Annotated in this window: 17 protein-coding genes; 12 read left to right on the forward strand and 5 right to left on the reverse strand. The window is 67.7% G+C overall.

Translation table 11 applies throughout. The features are described from left to right. Positions 1-12: 12 nt before the first annotated feature. From R4823_RS14325 to R4823_RS14340, 4 genes are all read right to left on the reverse strand, one after another. Entirely contained in the window at positions 13-501 is a 489-nt protein-coding gene (locus R4823_RS14325) for a (2Fe-2S)-binding protein (protein ID WP_338615229.1), read from the reverse strand. Continuing rightward, complete coding sequence (locus R4823_RS14330) at positions 498-1,337, reverse strand: FAD binding domain-containing protein (RefSeq protein ID WP_338615230.1); 840 nt, start codon at positions 1,335-1,337, stop codon at positions 498-500. The genes R4823_RS14325 and R4823_RS14330 overlap by 4 nt, the downstream gene beginning before the upstream one ends. After that, the gene (locus R4823_RS14335; protein ID WP_338615231.1) at positions 1,334-4,357 is read right to left on the reverse strand and encodes a molybdopterin cofactor-binding domain-containing protein; all 3,024 of its coding nucleotides are present in this window, start codon (positions 4,355-4,357) and stop codon (positions 1,334-1,336) included. Before R4823_RS14335 ends, R4823_RS14330 begins: the two co-directional genes overlap by 4 nt. 172 nt (positions 4,358-4,529) lie before the next feature. Next, entirely contained in the window at positions 4,530-5,396 is an 867-nt protein-coding gene (locus tag R4823_RS14340; protein ID WP_338615232.1) for an AraC family transcriptional regulator, read from the reverse strand. A gap of 446 nt (positions 5,397-5,842) precedes the next feature. Between R4823_RS14340 and R4823_RS14345 the strand changes: the two genes are divergently transcribed. The 9 genes from R4823_RS14345 (at position 5,843) to dbpA (ending at position 14,979) form a co-directional block, all read left to right on the forward strand. Continuing rightward, on the forward strand, positions 5,843-6,616 hold the full coding sequence (locus tag R4823_RS14345; protein ID WP_338615233.1) for a sterol desaturase family protein: 774 nt from the start codon (positions 5,843-5,845) through the stop codon (positions 6,614-6,616). Next, complete coding sequence (locus R4823_RS14350; protein ID WP_338615234.1) at positions 6,609-7,508, forward strand: fatty acid desaturase; 900 nt, start codon at positions 6,609-6,611, stop codon at positions 7,506-7,508. Before R4823_RS14345 ends, R4823_RS14350 begins: the two co-directional genes overlap by 8 nt. 27 nt (positions 7,509-7,535) lie before the next feature. Further along, entirely contained in the window at positions 7,536-9,452 is a 1,917-nt protein-coding gene (locus R4823_RS14355; RefSeq protein ID WP_338615235.1) for an iron-containing redox enzyme family protein, read from the forward strand. Continuing rightward, positions 9,449-10,345, forward strand: coding sequence for a hypothetical protein (locus tag R4823_RS14360; RefSeq protein ID WP_338615236.1), 897 nt, complete (start codon positions 9,449-9,451; stop codon positions 10,343-10,345). The genes R4823_RS14355 and R4823_RS14360 overlap by 4 nt, the downstream gene beginning before the upstream one ends. A 16-nt stretch (positions 10,346-10,361) precedes the next feature. Beyond that, on the forward strand, positions 10,362-10,463 hold the full coding sequence (locus tag R4823_RS14365; protein WP_217896323.1) for an amidase: 102 nt from the start codon (positions 10,362-10,364) through the stop codon (positions 10,461-10,463). A gap of 101 nt (positions 10,464-10,564) precedes the next feature. Beyond that, positions 10,565-11,320 (forward strand): DUF72 domain-containing protein, encoded by a 756-nt coding sequence (locus R4823_RS14370; protein ID WP_338615237.1) that lies wholly within the window; start codon positions 10,565-10,567, stop codon positions 11,318-11,320. 43 nt (positions 11,321-11,363) lie between these two features. After that, complete coding sequence (locus R4823_RS14375; RefSeq protein ID WP_338615238.1) at positions 11,364-12,167, forward strand: hypothetical protein; 804 nt, start codon at positions 11,364-11,366, stop codon at positions 12,165-12,167. Positions 12,168-12,305: 138 nt separating this feature from the next. After that, complete coding sequence (locus R4823_RS14380) at positions 12,306-13,454, forward strand: DJ-1/PfpI family protein (protein ID WP_087840262.1); 1,149 nt, start codon at positions 12,306-12,308, stop codon at positions 13,452-13,454. Positions 13,455-13,590: 136 nt separating this feature from the next. Next, positions 13,591-14,979: an ATP-dependent RNA helicase DbpA gene (dbpA, locus tag R4823_RS14385; RefSeq protein ID WP_087840261.1), complete on the forward strand. Its 1,389-nt coding sequence runs from the start codon at positions 13,591-13,593 to the stop codon at positions 14,977-14,979. Positions 14,980-15,009: 30 nt separating this feature from the next. On the opposite strand, the gene R4823_RS14390 is transcribed toward dbpA, so the two are convergent. Then, a complete protein-coding gene (locus R4823_RS14390) occupies positions 15,010-15,381 on the reverse strand; it encodes a nuclear transport factor 2 family protein (protein WP_087779217.1) in 372 nt (123 codons plus the stop codon). Between the two features lie 123 nt (positions 15,382-15,504). Here R4823_RS14390 and R4823_RS14395 point away from each other — a divergent pair, with 123 nt between their 5' ends. The 3 genes from R4823_RS14395 (at position 15,505) to R4823_RS14405 (ending at position 19,033) form a co-directional block, all read left to right on the forward strand. Further along, positions 15,505-16,284 (forward strand): helix-turn-helix transcriptional regulator, encoded by a 780-nt coding sequence (locus tag R4823_RS14395; protein WP_338615239.1) that lies wholly within the window; start codon positions 15,505-15,507, stop codon positions 16,282-16,284. A gap of 230 nt (positions 16,285-16,514) precedes the next feature. Further along, positions 16,515-18,059, forward strand: a complete 1,545-nt coding sequence (locus tag R4823_RS14400) for a diguanylate cyclase (RefSeq protein WP_338615240.1) — start codon at positions 16,515-16,517, stop codon at positions 18,057-18,059. Next, positions 18,056-19,033, forward strand: coding sequence for an EamA family transporter (locus R4823_RS14405; protein WP_132978792.1), 978 nt, complete (start codon positions 18,056-18,058; stop codon positions 19,031-19,033). Before R4823_RS14400 ends, R4823_RS14405 begins: the two co-directional genes overlap by 4 nt. The last annotated feature ends 12 nt before the right edge of the window (positions 19,034-19,045 follow it).

Here is a 19,045-nt window from a genome sequence, read left to right on the forward strand (position 1 = left end):
AGATGCCTCCTTCTATGTGTTCTTGTTGCGCGAGGCGGCCACGTCCAGGACGGCCTGCACGATGGGGGTGTAGCCCGTGCACCGGCACAGGTGCCCCGAAAGCATGTCCCGCACCTGCTGCTCGGTCGGATCGGGCACGCGCTCCAGGAAATCTGCGCACGACATCAGGATTCCCGCCGTACAGAAACCGCATTGCAGCGCGTGGTGCCGCCGGAAGGCCTGTTGCAGATCGCCCAGTTCGCCGTCCCGCGCCAGGCCTTCGACCGTCTCCACCCCGCGGCCGTCCACCTGGACCGCCAGCGTCAGGCAGGAGCGGCTGGCCACCCCGTCGATGCGCACGGTGCAGGCGCCGCACACCCCGTGCTCGCATCCCACGTGGGTGCCGGTGGCGCCCAGCCCGTGCCGCAGGAAGTCCGACAGCAGCATGCGGCTCTCGGCCCTGCCCTCGCGCTGCCGGCCGTTCAAGGTGCAGCGGATGCGATGGGTCTTTTCCGTGCTCATGCGGTGTCTCCTTGCGCCCGGGCAGCGGCCGTGGCGATGGCCCGGGCCGCCAGTTGCCGCACCAGCCGCCGGCGGTACGCGGCACTGGCGTGCGCGTCGTCCTGCGCGCCCAGCGTCCAGGCAAAGTCATTGATGGCGGTTTCCAGCTCCCGCTGCGGCAGGCGCGGCCATTGCACGACGGTCGGCCGGTCCGCCACGCCGCCCACGCCCAGCCGTATCGCATCCTTGCCGACGGCGGCCGCGCAGGCGGCGATGGCGAAATCCCCATGGCGCAGCGAAAACTCCTCGAACGCGTAGCCCGTGCCCGCCGCACGCAGCGGATAGCGCACGCAGGCAATCAATTCGTCGCTGGCGCGGGCCGTCGTCAACATGCCCTGGAAGAAATCCCGCGCCGGCAAGGTGCGGCGGCCGCGCCTGGATGACAGCACCACTTCGCCACCCAGCAGCGCCAGGCACAGCGGCAGCTCCGCACTGGGGTCGGCGTGCGCCACCGAGCCGCACACGGTGCCCCGGTTGCGCACCTGGAAATGCGAGATATAGGGAAACGCACAGGCCAGCAGAGGCACTTCGCCGGCCAGGCCCGGCCGCCACTCCACGCTGGCCTGGGTGGCCGCGGCCCCCACTTCCAGCATTCCGCCCGCCACCTTCACGTAGTCCAGCGCCTCGCAGCGCGAGACATCCAATAGCACCGACGGCTGCGCCAGGCGCATGTTCAGCACCGTGATCAGCGACTGCCCTCCCGCCAGGATGCGGGCCTCCTCGCCATGGCGAGCGAGCAGCTCGCAGGCCTGCGCCTCGTCCTCCAGGCGCACGTAATCGAAAGCCGCGGGCTTCATGCCGCCCCCCTCCATCCAAACAGCGCCAGCAGCTTGCGCCACCAGCGGCGCGGCGCGGCGGGCGTAGGCTGCCCGCTGGCCTGCCGGCCGAGTTGTTCAAACAATTGCGCCAGGACGATCTTGGCCGCCCCTTCCAGCATGCGGCTGCCGACCGCGGCCACCTTGCCGCTGACCTCGGCGCTGTAGTCGTAGACCAGGCGCGTGCCGCCTTCGCTGGGCTCGAGCCGAACCTTGCCGCTGCCACGCGCGGCGCCCAGCGACGAACTGCCCGAACCGGCCAGGCGCAGGGAATGCGGCGGATCCAGCTCCGACAGCTCGATGTGTGCCGCGTAGCGGGCCTTGATCATGCCCACGCCCACCGTCACGTCGGCGCGATAGCGGTTCTCGCCCACCGCTTCCAGCGAATGGCAGCCGGGTACCACCTTGGCCAATGCCTGCGGATCAAGCAGCACGTTGAAGACGACCTCGGGCGCCGCGGCGATCTGCACGCTGCCCGTGGCGGACAAGGCCTTGCCCGATCCGCCGCCCGGCGCCGCGGCGCTCGCGGGCGGCGCCGAAGCCGCTTGCGCGCCGGCGCTGGGCGGCGGATCGTCGAACCCGATCAGTTCCATGATCTTGAGCGGTGTCAGCGGCAGCCTGACGTCGCAGGCGCCCCGGATGGGCGCCAGGGCATCGGCGACGGCATTGGCCACGCATACCGGCGTACTCATGTTGTTGCCCTCGCCCAGGCCCTTGGCCCCCAGCGGCGTGAACGGCGACGGCGTCTCCAGGTGGACGATGACCGGGTCGGGCACCTCGCAGGTCGTCGGCACCAGATAGTCGGCGAAGGTGCCGGACTGGAAGCTGCCGTCGCCCGCATAGCGGAACTCCTCCATCAGCGCAGCGCCCAGCCCCTGGGCGAAGGCTCCGCGGATCTGGCCGTCCGCCAGCGCCGGGTTGAGCAGCTTGCCCGCATCGTGCGTGGTGACGTAGCGGTCGATGCGTACGCGTCCGGTATCGCGGTCGATCTCGACCGCGCAGATGTCGAAGGCGAACCCGTAGGCCGCCGACGTATTGACGCGGTCCTGCTCGTCCGGGGCGGTCAACTCGGGCGGGGTCCAGAATTCGGTCACCCGCAGGCTGGGCGACTCCCCTTCCGGCAACTGTCCCGGCGCCCAATGCGCGCTGCTGGCCGCGCGTGCGAATGGCAGCATCTTGCCCGGCGCGTCCGGCAGCCCCACCTTGCCTCCCGCGAACACCACGTCGGCCGGATCGCACCTGAGCTGATGCGCCACGATGCGCGCCACCTTGTCGCGCAGCCGGCTGGCCGCCAGGTGCACGGTGCCTGCCACCGCGCCGGCAAAGCGGCTGGAGTAATTGCCCGCGGCGACCGACCAGGCATCCTTCTGCGTATCGACATCCACATTCACGGCCACCTGCTGCGGCAAGAGGCCGAACACGTCCGCGACGACCTGGGCGCATACGGTCATGTGCCCTTGCCCGGCAGGCGACGAAGCCACGACCACCGTCACCCCGCCCAGCGGATCGATGCCGACGGTGGCGCTGGCGATGGCGCCGTTCTTGGGTCCGGCCTTGGCGCGCTGCTCCGCCGTCATGACCGTGCTGATGTAGCCCATGTTGGAAATGGACGGCTCCACGATCGCGGCATAGCCGATGCCATACAGCCGCCCCTCGGCCCTGGCCACGTCGCGCCGCCGCAGGAGTTCCTCCAGCCCGCCTTGCCGTTCGGCCATCTCCAGGGCCAGCGGATAGTTGCCGGAATCCAGCAAGGCGCCGGCCGCGGCGCGGTACGGAAACGCCTCGGGCGGCACGAAGTTGCGCCGGTACACCGTCAGCGGATCGATTCCCAGTTGCTGCGCGATGCGCTGCATCAGCCGCTCCAGCGCGAAATACACCTGGGGGCCGCCGAAGCCGCGCACCAGCCCGGCGGGCGTGCGGTTGGTCAGCACCACGCGGTTGCGCACCTTCAGGTTGGGGATGGCATAGGCACCCGTCAGGCAGCCGTGCATGCGATAGAACGTGGCTGGCTCGGGGGCGCGCAGATAACCGCCCACGTCGTCGAACTGGTCGTAGGACAGCGCGCTGATCCGCCCCTCGCCATCCACGGCGGCCTCGATCGTGCACAGGCGGGAGGTCGCGGACGTCGCGGCCACCAGGTGCTCCAGACGGTCCTCCACCCACTTCACCGGCGCGCCCGCCTTGCGCGACGCCAGGCACATCAGCACCACGTAGGGAAACACGCTTTGCTTGACGCCGAAGCTGCCGCCCGAATCACGAGGCAGCTTGTGGCGCAGGCGCGTGCCCGGGATCTTCAGCGCCAGCGCCATGACCGAATGCAGCGAATACGGCCCCATGAAGTTGGAGCTGACCTCGTAGCCATCGTCGCCCGCCAGGTGCTCGGCGATCACCACCGCCCCTTCGATGGGCGTACACGAATTGCGAGGGTAGTGGACGGTCAGCTGGACGCGGTGCTCGGCCGAGGCGAAGGCGGCGTCCGGCTCGCCATAGCTGAAACTGCGGTCGCTGACGATGTTGCTGCCCACCGCCGGATGCAGCACCGGCGCATCCCCGGCGATGGCCGCCTCGATCTCCACGGCCACCGGCAGCACCTCGTAGTCGACGCGGATCAGTTCCAGCGCATCCTCGGCGACATAGCGGTCCTCGGCCACCACGACGGCGACCGGCTCGCCAACATAGCGCACGCGGTCCTGGGCCAGCGACCAATGCTCCATGGGCGACTTCACGCCCACGACGAAGGGCTGCGACCAGCGCTTCACGTCGGCGCCCGTCAGTACCGCCCTGACGCCCGGATGGGCTTCGGCGGCCCCCGTGTCCATGCCAAGCACCCGGGCATGGGCGTGGGGGGATCTCAGGATGGCCGCGTGCAGCGTGCCCGGCTTGACCGGGAGATCGTCGCCATAGGCGCCGCGCCCCGACAGCAGCGCCGCGTCCTCGACCCGTTCCTGCCGGCGCCCGACGAACGGCGCATCGGCCGTGGCCAGAACGCTCGCGTCACTCATGCAAGCACCCCATGTCTCTTCCTCCTGTTCCCTGCATGCCGCCTTCAGGCGGTCTGCGCGAGGAGAAAGATAAGCGGCGCCCTGCCCGCGGCCGTTACCGCCGCATCGGCTCACTTACCATAGAGTCTGATTTTTCTGTTTTCCGGCGGGAAATCGGTCCACGGGCCGGTGGTCAGCGCCCGTCCCGGCCGGCGTCGAACACGTCCACCACGCGGCGGTACTCGGTGGGCGTGGTGCCCAGGTGCTCGCGGAAGAAACGGGTGAAATGGCCCGGAGCGGAAAAACCCATGTCGTAGGCCAGGTCGGCGACCGGCGTCTGGCCCGCGGTCAACGCGGTGATGGCCGCTTCCATGCGCAGCACGTTGGCGTACACGCGCGGCGTCAGCTTGGTGGTCTTGCGGAAAAGCTCGAAGAAATGCGCGCGCGACAGCCCGCATTCGGCCGCCAGCGCATCCATGTCCAGCGACTGCCCGATGTTCTCGCGCATGCGGCCGATGGCCCTGCGGATGCGCACGTCGCCATGGTGCTGCCGCAGACTGCCCAGCAGCGACTGGTAGCTGCGCCACTCGGAATGGTGCTCGATCGTGGCGATCATCAGCTGGAAAAGACGCTCTTCCAATTGGCCGGCGGGCAGTTCCGCCGTCAGCAGCATGTCCCGCGCCAGCGCATCGGCCAGCTTGCGCGCCGCCGGCGACAACGCGACGCAGGGCTGCTGGAAGAAATGGGGGTGCGCGCTGACCGTCAGGGCCTGCTGGATGCCGGCCAGCCAGCCGGGCTCGATGTACAGGGCCAGGATCACCGTGCGCTGCACTTCCGCGCCGTTATGGCTGTAGGAATGGGGCTCCCAGGCATTGACCAGGACCGCGCTGTCGTCCGTCAGCGGCTGCGGCTGGCCGCGCACCGAAAAATACGTATCGGCGCCGAAGGCCTTGATCAGCACGTGGCAATGGTGATGCGCATGCGACACCAGGAGCATGTTCATGTCGAGCAGCGCGACACGCCCGAACTTGCCTTGCAGGATCCTGATTGCAGCTGACATGGTGGGAATGCTCCACGTACCCGTATACGACAAGAGCCCCGGGCGCTCCTTGTGTTGCCCGGAAGGTGCCGCGCAATGGAATATTCACGGCGCGCAGACGCGCGGCGAGTCTTGGGATTTTAATATATCCCGTTGAAATCCCTGCCCGCGCCGCCGGTCGCCCGGAACGCACATCCATGCCTCATCTGAACTTGCGCCCGCCACGCCGGACGACGCCCCCATCGTCGTCCTGGCCTTGCTGCCCGGCTACGAGGACCGGGGCATCGGCAAGAAGCTGCTCGGAATCGTGACCTAGGCATGGCGCACCGCGACGCCTGCCACCGGAGCGAACATTTTGTAATGAATTCGTCCGCGTTGTGCAATCGACATCCCGTCCAGGCACCGCGTCCATTCCGGCCAATTGCTTATCATAGAGGCCGTTCCCGGCATCACAACGACAACAACTCATGGGCCAAGCATTCCAGGAGCTTTCGGCATCGCAGGTCATGCTGGCAGGCCTGCTGTTTTTCGGTGGTATCTACCTGCTGTTCGGCGCCGCGACCTGGCTGCTTACCCGCCACGTCCTGCCCGCACTGGGCGTGGGGCGCCCGCTGGACCCCCGTCCGCTCGCGCCGGGCCAGTTGCGCCGCGAACTCCTCCAGTCGGGCATGTCCATCCTGCTGTTCGGCACCGGCATGATCTTTCCGTGGGGCCTGCTGCAGCTCGGATGGGCCAGGCTGGATCCGGCCGCAGGCGGCTGGAAGATCGCGCTGGAAATCCTGGCCCTGGTGGCCTGGAACGACGTGCACTTCTGGATCAATCACCGCCTGCTGCACACGAAGCCGCTGCGCCGCTTCCACCTGCCCCACCACCGCTCCATCGTCACCACGCCGTTCTCGACCTACAGCTTCCACCCGGTCGAGGCCCTGATGCTGGGCAACGTGATCCTGCTGCCCATGGTGGTGCACGACTTCAGCTTCTGGTCGCTGGCCTCGGTGCCGCTGTTCAGCCTGTTCTTCAACTGCATCGGCCACGCCAACTACGACTTCTTTCCGCGCGTGTCCTACGCCCACTGGTTCGCCGCCAGCCGCCGGCATCACCTGCACCATGCCTGTTTCAACGGAAACTACGGGTTCCAGTTCACCTTCATGGACCGGCTGTTCCACACGCGCCTGCAGGCGGACGCTGCGGCGCTCCTGTTGCAGGCCCACGACCGCAGGACCGCGGCGGGCCATGAATAGCGGGCGCGCTTTCCTGCCCACGCTGCGCAACCGCCGCGACTGGCAGAGCCTGCTGTATCTGGCCGCCTTGCCGGCACTTGCCGCGTGGCAGTGGCACCACGGCTTTTCGCTGCCCCTCTACGCGCTGATGCTGTTCCTGACCCTGGGCATAGGCGTCATCCACCACAACCACACCCACGTGCGGATGTGGCGCGGCCGCAGGGCCAACCGCGCCACCGATTTCTGGATCACCCTGCTGCAGGGGCACCCCACGTTCGTGTTCTATCCCGCGCACGTCGCCAACCATCATCGCCACCGGCACGGTCCGCGGGACATCGCTCGCACCTACCGCTTCGGGGGCGATACCAACCACCTGTGGGGCTACCTGATCCATCCGGTGCAGGCGGCATGGGTCCTCTACCCCGCCTTCGTCCGCTGGCTGCGCCGCCTGTACCGGCACTGGCCCGGCGCCTGGCGCTACTGCATGGCCCAGTACGCCGCGTGGCTGGGCTTGTGGGCCGGGCTGCTGGCGCTGAACCCGGCCAAGGCATTGTTGTTCGTGATCGTGCCGCAGTTGCACGGCCTGCACTGGCTGCTGGCCACCAACTACCTGCAACATGCCCACGCCGACGGCGGCCCCACGCGCAGCCATACATTGGGCTATGCCCGCAATTTCGAAGGGCTGGTCAACCCGCTGCTGTTCAACATCGGCCTGCACACCGCCCACCACGAGCACTCGCGCGCCCACTGGTCCGAACTGACCCGCCTGCACTACCGGCGCTACCGGCATCGCGTGCCGGCCGCGCTGAACGAACCCGGCCTCGTGCCCTACATGTTCCGCGTCTTCGTCCTGGGAAGCTTCAGCGCGCGCTTTCGCACGCGCTCCCTGACGACCCGGACCACCCCACGCTAGGCCGCCGCGCTCCCTCGAGAGAACCCCATGCCCATCGCCTTCGACCGCGTCTACCTGCAAAGCGCCGGCTACTTCATGCCTGGCCAGCCGGTGTCCAACGACGAACTGGACCGCTACATCGCGCCCTTGAACCGCATCTCCGGACGCATCAAGCAGCGCATCCTGGCCGAGAACGGCATCAAGCAGCGCTACTACGCCATCGACGCCGAAGGCGGCACCGTGTACAGCAATGCCAGGATGGCCGCCCATGCCATCCGGGACTGCCTGCGGCGTGCCGACGCCCGGCTGGACGACGTATCGCTGCTGGCCAGCGGCAGTTCGGGCGGCGACGCCCTGATGCCCGGCTTCGCCAACATGATCCAGGGCGAACTGGCCGCCCACCCCATGGAGACCCTGTCGGTGCACGGCATCTGCGCCGCCGGCGTCTCGGCCATCCAGGCCGCGGCCCAGGCCGTGGAAATGGGCGGCCACGACCGCGCCCTGGCCGTGGCCAGCGAACTGCCCTCGCGGCTGTTCAAGCGGTCGCGCTTCACCGCGCGCGGCTACGATGCCGACTTCGATTCCCACTTCCTGCGGTGGATGCTGTCCGACGGCGCCGGCGCGTTGCTGCTGGGTAATGCGGGATCGGCGCTGCCCGGCGCCTCGCAAGGCGTGCGCCTGAAACTGAAATGGGTGCACCAGCGCTCGTTCTCGGGCGACTATCCGGTGTGCATGCAACTGGGCCTGTCCGCGGACCGCGAGCGCGTGCACCTGGACTATCCTTCCTGGACCGACGCGGAAGCCGACGGCGCGCTGGCGCTGCGCCAGGACATCCGCCTGCTGCCCCACCTGTTCGACATCGGCATCCACGAATACGCCGGGCTCGCGCGGGACGGCTGGGTCCGGTCCGACCGGATCGACCATTTCCTGTGCCACTACTCGTCCGAGAAATTCATCCCCGTCGTCAAGGACCTGCTGGAGAAGGCCGGCCTGGAGATCCCGCAGGAACGCTGGTACAGCAACCTGGCCTGGCGCGGCAATACCGGCGCCGCGTCCATCCTGATCATGCTGGCCGAATTCCTGGAGACGCGCGCCGTCGAGCACGGCCAGCAGATCCTTTGCTACATCCCCGAGTCCGGGCGCTTCACCACCGCCTACATGCTGTGGGAAGTCGAAAGCCTGGATGCCGCGCGCGCCGCGGCCGCCGCCCCGCCCGCGGCGCGCGTGGCCGACACGGCCGGCAACGATCTCATCGCCCCGCCCCATGATCCGGCCACCGCGTCGCCCGAACTGGGGCCGCTGCTGACCGAACTGGCCTCCATCTGGCACGACTACCGCTCGCGCGTCTGGCGCACTCCCCTCGTGCACAAGCTGCGCACCCGCCGCTTCCAGACAGGCGACTACCTGAACTGGATGGAAAACTGGATCCCCCAGGTCCGCGAAGGCAGCAAATGGATGCGCGAGGGCGTGGCCTCGCTGGGCCCCGACTACCAGCCCCTGGCGGCCTTGATCGAGACCCATGCGAGCGAAGAGCAGAATGACTTCAGGATCCTGTTCCAGGACTACCGGAACGCCGGCGGGCCCATCGCCGATCTCGATGCCCTGCGCCGCAACCCTGGTGGCGAAGCCCTGAACGCCTACCTGCATGGCCTGGCCGCCACCCGCGACCCGATCGGCCTGCTGGGCGCCATCTACATCATCGAAGGTACCGGCCAGCGCATCATTCCCGCCCTGCTGCCCCTGCTGAAGGCCAGCCTGTCGCTGCCGCCGGACACCTACCGCTTCCTGGAATACCACGGCCACAACGACGAGAACCACCTGGCCCGCTGGCTGGCCGCCGTCGAACTGGCCCTGGACTGCGACCCGACGGGCCGCGCCACCCGACGCATCATCGACACCGCCCGCCACACCGCGGCCCTGTACCTGATGCAATTCCACCACGTCATGGAGAACGAGGCCCCATGAAAAAATCCCCGCCCGACTTCCTGGCCCAGAAGCACGACCCCGCCGACCCCAACCCCTGGCTGGCCCTGTACCTGGACCGCAGCACGCCCCTGCCCGACGCGGTCAAGAAAAGCTGGCTGACCGACTCCAGCAGCAACTCGCGCCAGTACCTGCTGCCCCTGCTGCGCCCCATCGCGCGCGGCTTCATCATCCTGATCCAGCTGCTGAAGATCTTCCTGCCGCGCAACTGGTCGCACTCCCGGCTGCTGCACCGCGTGCTGGCGTGGGGACTGACGCGCTTCGTCTCGCCCGAGGCCAATTGGCTGATCCTGCGGCACTTCCATCTGGGGGCGCAGATCCTGACCTTCATCGCGGCCAACTCGCCGGTGCCGATCACGACCACGCCGCTGGAGCCGCGCAATATCGACGACCTGAAGGACGATCTGTTCGTCAAGCACGACCTGAATCTCTTCAACTTCGTCATCCGCCTGAACCAGGCCCTGCGCGACGCGGGCATCGAGATGCACCCGCCGGCCCGCGTGGATTTCTCCATGATCCGCGATCCCGGCCTGCGCCTGGAGGACATGCCCCGCACGCGTCTGAACTTCCTGGACCTGCAAAGCGCCATCGAGCTGTTCACCCCGCTGTACCAGCTCATGCTGACCGACAACGACTTCTGGCGCGCCGCCAACTCGCTGCAGCTGGACGAGACCATAGGCATCTACGCGGCCAAGCTGATGGGCGCGCCGGAGCACCTCATCCTGGTCAACAACAAGCATCCGCTGGTGCCGATGTCCACTCTGCGGGCGGGGTACCGGCTGGTGCTGCACGGGTTGTCGACGGAGATGCTGCATAGTCTGCTGATGGACCGGAAGGCGGCGCGGGAAAAAGAAGAGGAAGCTGTGGCGGCGTGAACGTTCGTTTATTGCCGTGAACCCGAACCTGCTCAAGGAGGCCTCGGAACTGGATCGGCTGCGGCGGGACGGCACCGTGCTCCTCCTGCATTGCATCCCGCTTGCCGTGAAGGTGTGATCGACGAGCAACCGGCGATCGATCCGATGTGCGGAGCGGCTTGACTTCGCCAGGCGCCTGAGCCAAGGTAAGGCCGTGACTTCCACGCATGAACGACAGCCATGCCGACAATGACGCCAGCCTGGCGCCACGACCGGATCAAGGTCGGATGCGCCGGCTGGTCCATTCCCAGCCGCCATGCCCATTTGTTCGGCCCGGGCGATAGCGCCCTGGCACGCTATGCGACGCGCTTCCCCGTGGTCGAGATCAACTCTTCGTTCTATCGGCCGCACCAGCCCGAGACCTACGCGCGCTGGGCCGCAACCGTTCCCGAAGGCTTCCGGTTCTGCGTCAAGCTGCCGCGCAGCGTGTCGCATGAACGCCGGCTGCAGGACACGGGCGCCGCGCTCGACGCCTTTTTCAGCCAAGTTCGCGAGCTGGGCGAAAAACTGGGAAGACTCCTGCTGCAACTGCCGCCCTCCCTGGCCTACGATGCGCGCACGGCCTCCACCTTCCTGCGCATGCTTCGCCGCCGGACCGACGTCGCCATCGTATGCGAGCCACGGCACGCCAGCTGGTTCACCGACGACGCCACCGGCATGCTCGAGCGCCACGGCATCGGCCGCGCCGCGGTGGATCCCGCCCCCGTTCCCGACGCGGCCCATCCCGGCGCGGACCGCTCGCACAGCTACTGGCGCTGGCATGGCGCGCCCCGGATCTACTACAGCGAGTACGATCGCGACGCGCTGCGGGCCCTGGCCGAGCGCGTCGTCCGGGAACGCGGCCAGGGCGACGCCCCCTGGGTGATATTCGACAACACGGCACAGGGCTTCGCCATCCAGAATGCGGCGCAGATGCAGGATATGGTTGCGGCATAATTCCCTGGCACTGCGCTCCCGCCCTTGCCGAGGAAGGTCCGATATGAAAACGCGTCGCCTTGTTTCCCTCCTGCTGGCCATGTCCGCCGCCGGCCTGTCCGGCCCCGCCCCGGCACAATGCGTGGAATGCGCGCAGCAGATGTTCCAGGCCACCCTGACGACCAACATCTGGTACAACATCAACCAGGATCAGATCGACCAGACCCGCAGCCGCGACGCCAGGAACGGCACCTGCTACGACGCCAACCGCAGCTTTGAAGGATGCCGCGGCAAGGCGACGACGGCCAGGCCGACGGGCATCGCCCCCAACGCCGCCAGCCAGGCGGAAAATGCCGTGCTGGCCGTGCTCAAGACCGAGCACAGGCGCCGGGCGCAGGCTCAGGGAGCCGCGCACGCCAATCAATGGCTGAACAAGGCCGCGGGCGACACCGGCCGCCAGGTCGCCGCGCTGAACGCCGAGTATCGGCGCCGCGTGGACACGGACGGCAGCACCAGCGCCGACAAGTGGTATGTCGACAGCGCAACCCGGATCGCCACGCAATATGTCCATGGCGGCAACGCCCAAGAAGCCCTGGTGGGTGGGATTCCGGCCGCGACGCGCCAGCGCGCGGAAGACGCGACCTTTGCCGTATTCGAGCCGGAGCTCGACCGCCGCAGCAAGCGCGACGGTCAAGCGGCAACCATCGCATGGATGCGCGCCATGGGGCAGGCGGTGGGCGCCGGGGTCAGGAATCTCGCGCCCGAGTACCTGCAGCGCGCAAAAGCGGACGGCCAGGCCAGCGCGGACGCATGGTATGTCGAGCAAGCAAGGAAACTGGCCATGCTGCAGATACGCGGCGGACCTTGAGGCGCAAGGCCTGCAGCATCGGACTGAACCGGGGTTTATCTCCCGGGCGGCGCACGTATATTTTTGACATTTCCGCCAGACCATCGAGCAGCTAAGCTAAGACCAACGGCCGATGCCTTCGCTTGGAGAATGCCGATCATGCTCAACCGCCATATCGTCCGGGGTGGACTGGCGCTCGTTCTGCTGGGCCTGGCGGGCTTCGGCGCGTGGCTGTCCAGCCTCCCGCCGGCGTCCGCGCCCGCCCAAGCCCAGCCGGTCGCGGCAGGCGACGTGGACGCCATGCTGGCCTCCCTGCAGCCGCCCGGGCACAAACGCCCGCTGGTCGCCGTGGTCGGCCTGAACGATGCCACCGAAACCACCGATTACCTGATGCCCACCGGCATCCTGCGGCGCGCCGACGTGGCCGAAGTCGTGACGCTGGCGGCCGGGCAAGGCCCGGTCAAGCTTTTTCCGGCGCTGACCGTCCAGGCCGATGCCACCATCGCGCAATTCGACGCCCGGCATCCGGCGGGAGCCGACTACGTCATCGTGCCCGCCATGAGCCGCGACGACGATCCGGCGGTGCTGGCGTGGCTGCGGGAGCAGTCCGGCAAGGGCGCGATCGTCCTGGGCGTGTGCGCCGGCGCCAAGGTCGTGGCCGCGGCCGGCCTGCTGGACGGCAAGCGCGCGACCACGCATTGGTACTATCTGCAGGACATGCTGGACAAGCATCCTTCCATCACCTATGTCGCCAACCGGCGCGTGGTGGCGGACCGGGGGGTCGCGACCAGCACGGGCATTTCCGCATCCATGCCGATGATGCTGACCCTGATCGAGGCCATGGCCGGACGGCAGAAAGCCGAAGCCGTGGCCCGCGACCTGGGCCTGCCCTCGTGGGACCTGCGCCATGCCAGCCAGGCCTTCGTGCTGAGCCGGCCCTTCGCGACGACGGTGCTCGGCAACGTGCTCGCGTTCTGGAACCGGGAGCGGATAGGCGTGGAACTCCAGCCGGGCATGGACGAGGTGTCGCTGGCCCTGGTCGCCGACGCGTGGTCCCGGACCTACCGCTCGCGGGCGTTATCGTTCGCCAGGACACCGCAGGCCGTCGAAACCCGCAACAAGGTTCGCGTCATTCCTGACGCATCGCCGGCCGACCGCCCCTCGGCAGCGCCCATGGCCGCCTTCACCGACCGGCGGCCGGCGCAAGCGCTGGACCAGACGCTGCACGCCATAGCCGGACGCTACGGCGCGCCTACCGCGAGCGCCGTCGCCCTGCAGCTCGAGTATCCCTGGAGAACCTCGCCATGATCCCCACCCTTACCGCCGTTGAACGCTCGCCCGATGGCGGCGGGGGCCGGCGACGGGAATGCAGGCCGCAACGGCAGCCGCGCGGCATACACTGTCGGTCGACCAAGCTACCAGCGCTTTCCGCGCCCGCCCTACCGTGACCGACACGTCCTTTACCTCCCTGCCTCTTTTGCCCGCCTTGCTGGACAACCTGCAAGGCCTGGGCTTCCAACAGATGACGCCCATCCAGGCGCAGGGCCTGCCGCTCATCCTGGAAGGCCGCGACCTGATCGCGCAGGCCAAGACCGGCAGCGGCAAGACCGCGGCCTTCGGCCTGGGCGTACTGCAGAAGCTGGACGTCGACCGCCTGGTTCCACAAGCGCTGGTCGTCTGCCCCACCCGCGAACTGGCCGACCAGGTCGCCCAGGAACTGCGCCGGCTGGCCCGCCTGATTCCCAACGTCAAGGTCCTGACCCTGTGCGGCGGCGCAGCCGCCCGCCCCCAGGCCGAATCGCTGGCCCGCGGCGCCCACCTGGTCGTGGGCACGCCCGGCCGCATCCAGGACCACCTGGAGCGCGGCAGCCTGGACCTGTCCGCCCTGAACACCCTGGTGCTGGACGAGGCCGACCGCATGGTCGACATGGGCTTCTACGACGACATCGTCGCCATCGCCTCGCACTGCCCGGCCAAGCGCCAGACCCTGCTGTTCTCGGCCACCTACCCCGACAACATCCGCAAGCTCAGCGCCCGCTTCCTGCGCAACCCGGCCGAAGTCAAGGTCGAGGCCCAGCACGACGCCAGCCGCATCGAGCAGGTCTTCTACGAAATCGACGAAGGCGAACGGCTGGACGCCGTCGTCACCCTGCTGGCGCACTTTCGCCCCGTCTCCACCCTGGCCTTCTGCAATACCAAGATCCGCAGCCACGAACTGGTCGAACGCCTGCGGTCCGAGGGCATCAGCGCCCAGGCGCTGAACGGCGACCTGGAACAGCGCGATCGCGATGAAATCCTGATCCAGTTCGCCAACCAGAGCTGCGCCGTGCTGGTCGCCACCGACGTCGCCGCCCGCGGCCTGGACATCCAGAACCTGGGCGCCGTGATCAACGTGGACGTGACCAAGGACACCGAGGTCCACATCCACCGCATCGGCCGCAGCGGCCGCGGCGACCAGAAGGGGCTGGCGCTGAGCCTGTGCTCGCCCGAGGAAATGCGCTGGGCCAATCTGATCGAGCAATACCAGGGCTCGCCGTTGAAATGGGGCGATCTCAAATCGCTGCGCGCCAAGGCCGATCGCCCGCTGCGGGCGCGCATGATCACCTTGTGCATCCAGGGGGGAAAAAAGGACAAACTGCGGCCCGGGGACCTGCTGGGCGCACTGACCGGCGATGGCGGCCTGGCTTTCGAGCAGGTCGGGAAAATCAATATCACCGAATTCAGTTCTTATGTGGCGCTGGACCGGCAAATTGCCAAACAGGCATTTGCGCGGATTTCCAATGGCAATATCAAGGGGCGGCGGTTCCGGATGCGGTTTCTGGAGGAGTTCTGAACTCCCCCAGACCGCGTGGCCGGAAAGCGATCACATGGCTTGCGATGGCTTGGCGGCGCCATCCAGGAAGCCGATTACCTCTGCGATCCGGCCGTTCTCGTCCAGCCTGACCACGTCGGTTCCCCGGGCGATCGCTTCCTCGGCGCCATTGCGCAAGATCCAGCTGAACCGGACGAAAGGCCCATGCCCGTCCGGTTCGCCGTCCAGCGCGAAACGATGGCCAGGAAACCGGGACATGGCGCTCTCCATCATGGTCCGCAACGCCTCATGCCCCCTGCTCGACATGAGCGGATCGGTGTAAACCGCGTCCGCACGCCATGCGGACAAGGCGGCGGGCCTGTGGCTGGGCGCCCCGTTCCACGTTTCCAGATAGGCCTGCGCGACAATCTTCGGATCGGACATGATTTCATTCTCCTGGTGTTGACCGGAAGCATGATGGACGGCACAAAAAGACCGGTCGATTACCTCCGAGGTAATCTCTCGCCAACAGGCCAATATGATGCAGCCCGATCACAGGAGTCATGCGTGAGCAGCGAAACTGTCGGCGACCTGACCCGCGCCTGGCGCAAACGCCGGGGCAAAAGCCAGCTCGACCTCGCCCTGGATGCCGACGTGTCCGCGCGCCACCTGAGCTTCGTCGAAAGCGGTCGAGCCAGCGCCAGCCGCGAACTTCTCCTGCGGCTTGGAGAACGGCTTTCCATGCCGCTGCGCGACCGCAATCGCCTGCTGATCGCCGGCGGCTACGCGCCGGTTTTCAACGCGCGCACGCTGGACGATCCGGACATGGAACCCGCGTTGACGGCGATTTCGGCCGTGCTCGACGCCAGCGCCCCCTACCCCGCCCTGGTGGTCGATCCCTCCTGGAATCTCGTCCGCGCGAACCGGCCCGCGCAGAAACTGCTCGAGGGCCTGCCGACCCGTCTGACCACGCCGCCGGTCAATGTACTGCGCGCGACGCTGGACCCCGAAGGCCTTGCGCCGCGCATCGCCAATCTGCCCGAATGGCGGCACCACCTGCTTGCCCGCCTGCGCGCCGATTTCAACGCCAGCGGCAACGCCGGGCTCCTGACGCTGCACGATGAACTCGCCGCGATTCCCGTGGCCGCCGGCAAGACGTCCCCGGCGCAAACGGCGCGTATCGCCGTCCCCCTGATGCTGAGCATCCCCGGCGGCCCCGTGTTGTCGCTGATTTCCACCACGACGGTATTCGGCACCGCCCACGACGTCACCCTTGCGGAATTGACCCTGGAAAGTTTTTTTCCCGCCGACGCCCAAACCAGGGATTTCTTTCTGGCCCATGGGTAAACAAAGGAAAAAGCCGGCTTCGGGCCGTCATTTACCCCCCTTTTTCGTGATTGCTTGAAACCTCAACTCTTCTAGAATCGATACCTTGATGAAATCGGATTGACACGTCGCCCACCCCTTGCCGCGCGAGAAGATCACGAATGCAGAATGAAGCTGTTTTGGATCATCGTCTTTTGGGCGGCCATGGCGCAGGTGGCGCGTTGCCGCAGCAAGGCCGTCGCGGCCCCAGGATGCCCCCCATCGTGCTGCGGGTCACCCTGGGCCTGGCCCTGGCCTGGATGGCGCTGGTGGCCGCCCTGGGCTGGTGGACCTCGCAGCGGATCGTGGCCGCGCGGCTGGACAACATAGCCGCCAGCGCCGAATACGAAGCCAGGACCACCGCGCGCGTCGTCGACCGCCTGTTCACCGAAATGGTCAGCGTAGCCAACATGGTGGCGCGCCAGGGCCAGGTCATCCAGCTCGCCGCCCGCTACCGCACCGACCCGCCCGGCGCCGCCGAGCTAACGCGCCAGCAGCGCGCCGCGCAATTCACGCAAGACCCGTTGGTGCGCCGGGTCGGCGACTACATGAACGCGCTGGCCAGCGACCTGCGCTATGCCCGCATTTACATGAACAACCTGTCGGACGACACCGTCACCGCCAGCAACTGGGCCGAGTCCGACAGCATCGTGGGCATGATCTACTCCGGCCGCACCTACCTGATCGACGCCCTGCGCCACGGCACGGGCCAGCAGTTCGGCATCGCGCGTCTCAACAACAGCCCCTCCTATTTCGTCAGCAGCCGCATCGAAGACGCCAACGACGTGCCGCAAGGTTCGGTCACCGTGAAATTCGACGCGCCCGAGATGGCGGCCTACCTGACCGGACGACACATCGCCCTGATCGTGAACCGCCAGGGCCGCGTGATCACCGCCTCGTCCGAGCCCTTCATGCTGCGCAACCTGGCGGCGCTCCTGCCGCCTGGCACCGTACTGCCGCCGGCCGGCGGCGAAGCGCCCGGCGACCCCATGGACGCGCGCCCGATCGCGAACGCCGGCCCCGATGCGGGCCAGTGGCTGATCGACGGCAAGCCCTACCTGATGCGGCGCCAACCGCTGACCAATCCGCAATACCAGCTGATCACCCTGGCCACGCTGGACTACGTGGCTCCCATGCGCAAGCGCCACCTTTACACGGCCGGACTCGTGGCGGCATTCGGCCTGGTCCTGATCCTGCTGTCCGGCCAGGCCGCCGGACAAATGGTGATGCGCCGCCAGGAAGAACAATACGCGGCCAACTACGATGCCCTGACCGGCCTGCCCAACCGCCGCTCCGTCCTGGCCGAGCTGGACCGCCTGTTCACCCTGGCGAAGGAAACCCGGATGTGGGTGATGGTCGCCTTCATCGACCTGGATGGCTTCAAGACCATCAACGACACCTACGGCCACGTCGTCGGCGACAAATTCCTGATCGAGGTCGGCCAACGCATGTCCGCCGGCCTGCGCAAGAGCGACATGCTGGGCCGGCTGGGCGGCGACGAATTCGTCGTGATCGGCCTGGTCGACCCGCCCCCGCCCGACGATCCGAACGGCCCGGCCGAGGCCATGCGCGGCCGGCTCGCGCCACTGCTGATCGGCACCTACACCTTTACCGAGTGCAGCTTCGACTACCCCGGCGCCAGCTTCGGCATCGCCAGCGTCGACCCCTCGGTCAGCTCGCTGCAAGCCGTGCTCAAGGTGGCCGACCAGCTCATGTACGCCGACAAACAGGCACGGCGGACCCAGCGGACGACATGATCCTGCCGACCGTGCTCGCCCTCCTCGCGGCGGTTACCTTCGCCGCGAACAACGCCACGCTGCGCCGCGGCGTGGTCGGCGGAACGCTGTCCCAGGCCATGGTCGTCACGCTGCTGCTTGGTACGGCAATGGTCTGGATCGCCGTGCTGGCCGTCGGCGGGACCGGCCATCTGCAAGCGTTTCCGCTGCGCTCCACACTGCTCTTCTCCGCTGCCGGCCTGCTGCACTTCGGCTTCGGCCGCTATTGCAACTACCGCGCGACGCGCGCCATGGGCACCGTGCTGGTCGGGCCCGTGCAGCAGACCAGCGTGCTGATCACGCTGGTGCTGGCCATAGTCCTGCTGGGCGAGCGCCTGACCACGCTGCATATCGTCGGCATTGCGCTCATCATTGCGGCGCCGATGCTGGCTGCGCGAGCCCATGCGCCGGCATCCTTCCGTCCGTTCAGGCGCGCGTCCGAAGCAGAATCGACCCAGGTGGAGGCCAGATCCGCCGCGGGTTTCCAACCCAAGCTGGGCGAAGGCTATCTGTTCGCCACCTTCTCGGCGCTGGCGTATGGCTCCAGTCCCATCCTGGTCCGGCACGCCATGGTGGAGGGGAACGGGATGGCTGGCGGGCTGGCCGGCGCCGCCGTGGCCTATACCGCCGCGACCGTGGGCGTGGTGGCCATCGTCATCTGCCAGGGCGGCCTGGGCCGGTCGCTGACCATGTCGCGCCCTACGCTCGGTTGGTATTCGGTCGCGGGCGTGACCGCCGCGGCCTCGCAGATCTTTGTCTACATGGCGCTTGCCATCGCGCCCGCGTCGGTCGTCATACCGATACAGCGGACGTCGCTCGTCATGCGAGTATGGTTTGCGCGAGTGCTCAATCCGGAGCTGGAATCGTTCGACGGGCCGGTGCTGCTGGCCACGGTTGTGTCGTTGATCGGGGCGGTGGCCTTGGCGGCGGATCCCGCCTGGTTCGGGATGAAATAGCGGAACCCCTGC

It is taken from the genome of Pigmentiphaga sp. CHJ604 (genome assembly GCF_036972535.1).
GTDB classification, from domain to species: domain Bacteria; phylum Pseudomonadota; class Gammaproteobacteria; order Burkholderiales; family Burkholderiaceae_B; genus Pigmentiphaga; species Pigmentiphaga daeguensis.

What these genes read in the sequence shown, in the direction of transcription:
- R4823_RS14325 (WP_338615229.1), bottom strand. Translation starts at nt 501, where the DNA reads ATGAGCACGGAAAAGACCCATCGCATCCGCTGCACCTTGAACGGCCGG.
- R4823_RS14330 (WP_338615230.1), bottom strand. Translation starts at nt 1,337, where the DNA reads ATGAAGCCCGCGGCTTTCGATTACGTGCGCCTGGAGGACGAGGCGCAG.
- R4823_RS14335 (WP_338615231.1), bottom strand. Translation starts at nt 4,357, where the DNA reads ATGAGTGACGCGAGCGTTCTGGCCACGGCCGATGCGCCGTTCGTCGGG.
- R4823_RS14340 (WP_338615232.1), bottom strand. Translation starts at nt 5,396, where the DNA reads ATGTCAGCTGCAATCAGGATCCTGCAAGGCAAGTTCGGGCGTGTCGCG.
- R4823_RS14345 (WP_338615233.1), top strand. Translation starts at nt 5,843, where the DNA reads ATGGGCCAAGCATTCCAGGAGCTTTCGGCATCGCAGGTCATGCTGGCA.
- R4823_RS14350 (WP_338615234.1), top strand. Translation starts at nt 6,609, where the DNA reads ATGAATAGCGGGCGCGCTTTCCTGCCCACGCTGCGCAACCGCCGCGAC.
- R4823_RS14355 (WP_338615235.1), top strand. Translation starts at nt 7,536, where the DNA reads ATGCCCATCGCCTTCGACCGCGTCTACCTGCAAAGCGCCGGCTACTTC.
- R4823_RS14360 (WP_338615236.1), top strand. Translation starts at nt 9,449, where the DNA reads ATGAAAAAATCCCCGCCCGACTTCCTGGCCCAGAAGCACGACCCCGCC.
- R4823_RS14370 (WP_338615237.1), top strand. Translation starts at nt 10,565, where the DNA reads ATGCCGACAATGACGCCAGCCTGGCGCCACGACCGGATCAAGGTCGGA.
- R4823_RS14375 (WP_338615238.1), top strand. Translation starts at nt 11,364, where the DNA reads ATGAAAACGCGTCGCCTTGTTTCCCTCCTGCTGGCCATGTCCGCCGCC.
- R4823_RS14380 (WP_087840262.1), top strand. Translation starts at nt 12,306, where the DNA reads ATGCTCAACCGCCATATCGTCCGGGGTGGACTGGCGCTCGTTCTGCTG.
- R4823_RS14390 (WP_087779217.1), bottom strand. Translation starts at nt 15,381, where the DNA reads ATGTCCGATCCGAAGATTGTCGCGCAGGCCTATCTGGAAACGTGGAAC.
- R4823_RS14400 (WP_338615240.1), top strand. Translation starts at nt 16,515, where the DNA reads ATGCCCCCCATCGTGCTGCGGGTCACCCTGGGCCTGGCCCTGGCCTGG.
- R4823_RS14405 (WP_132978792.1), top strand. Translation starts at nt 18,056, where the DNA reads ATGATCCTGCCGACCGTGCTCGCCCTCCTCGCGGCGGTTACCTTCGCC.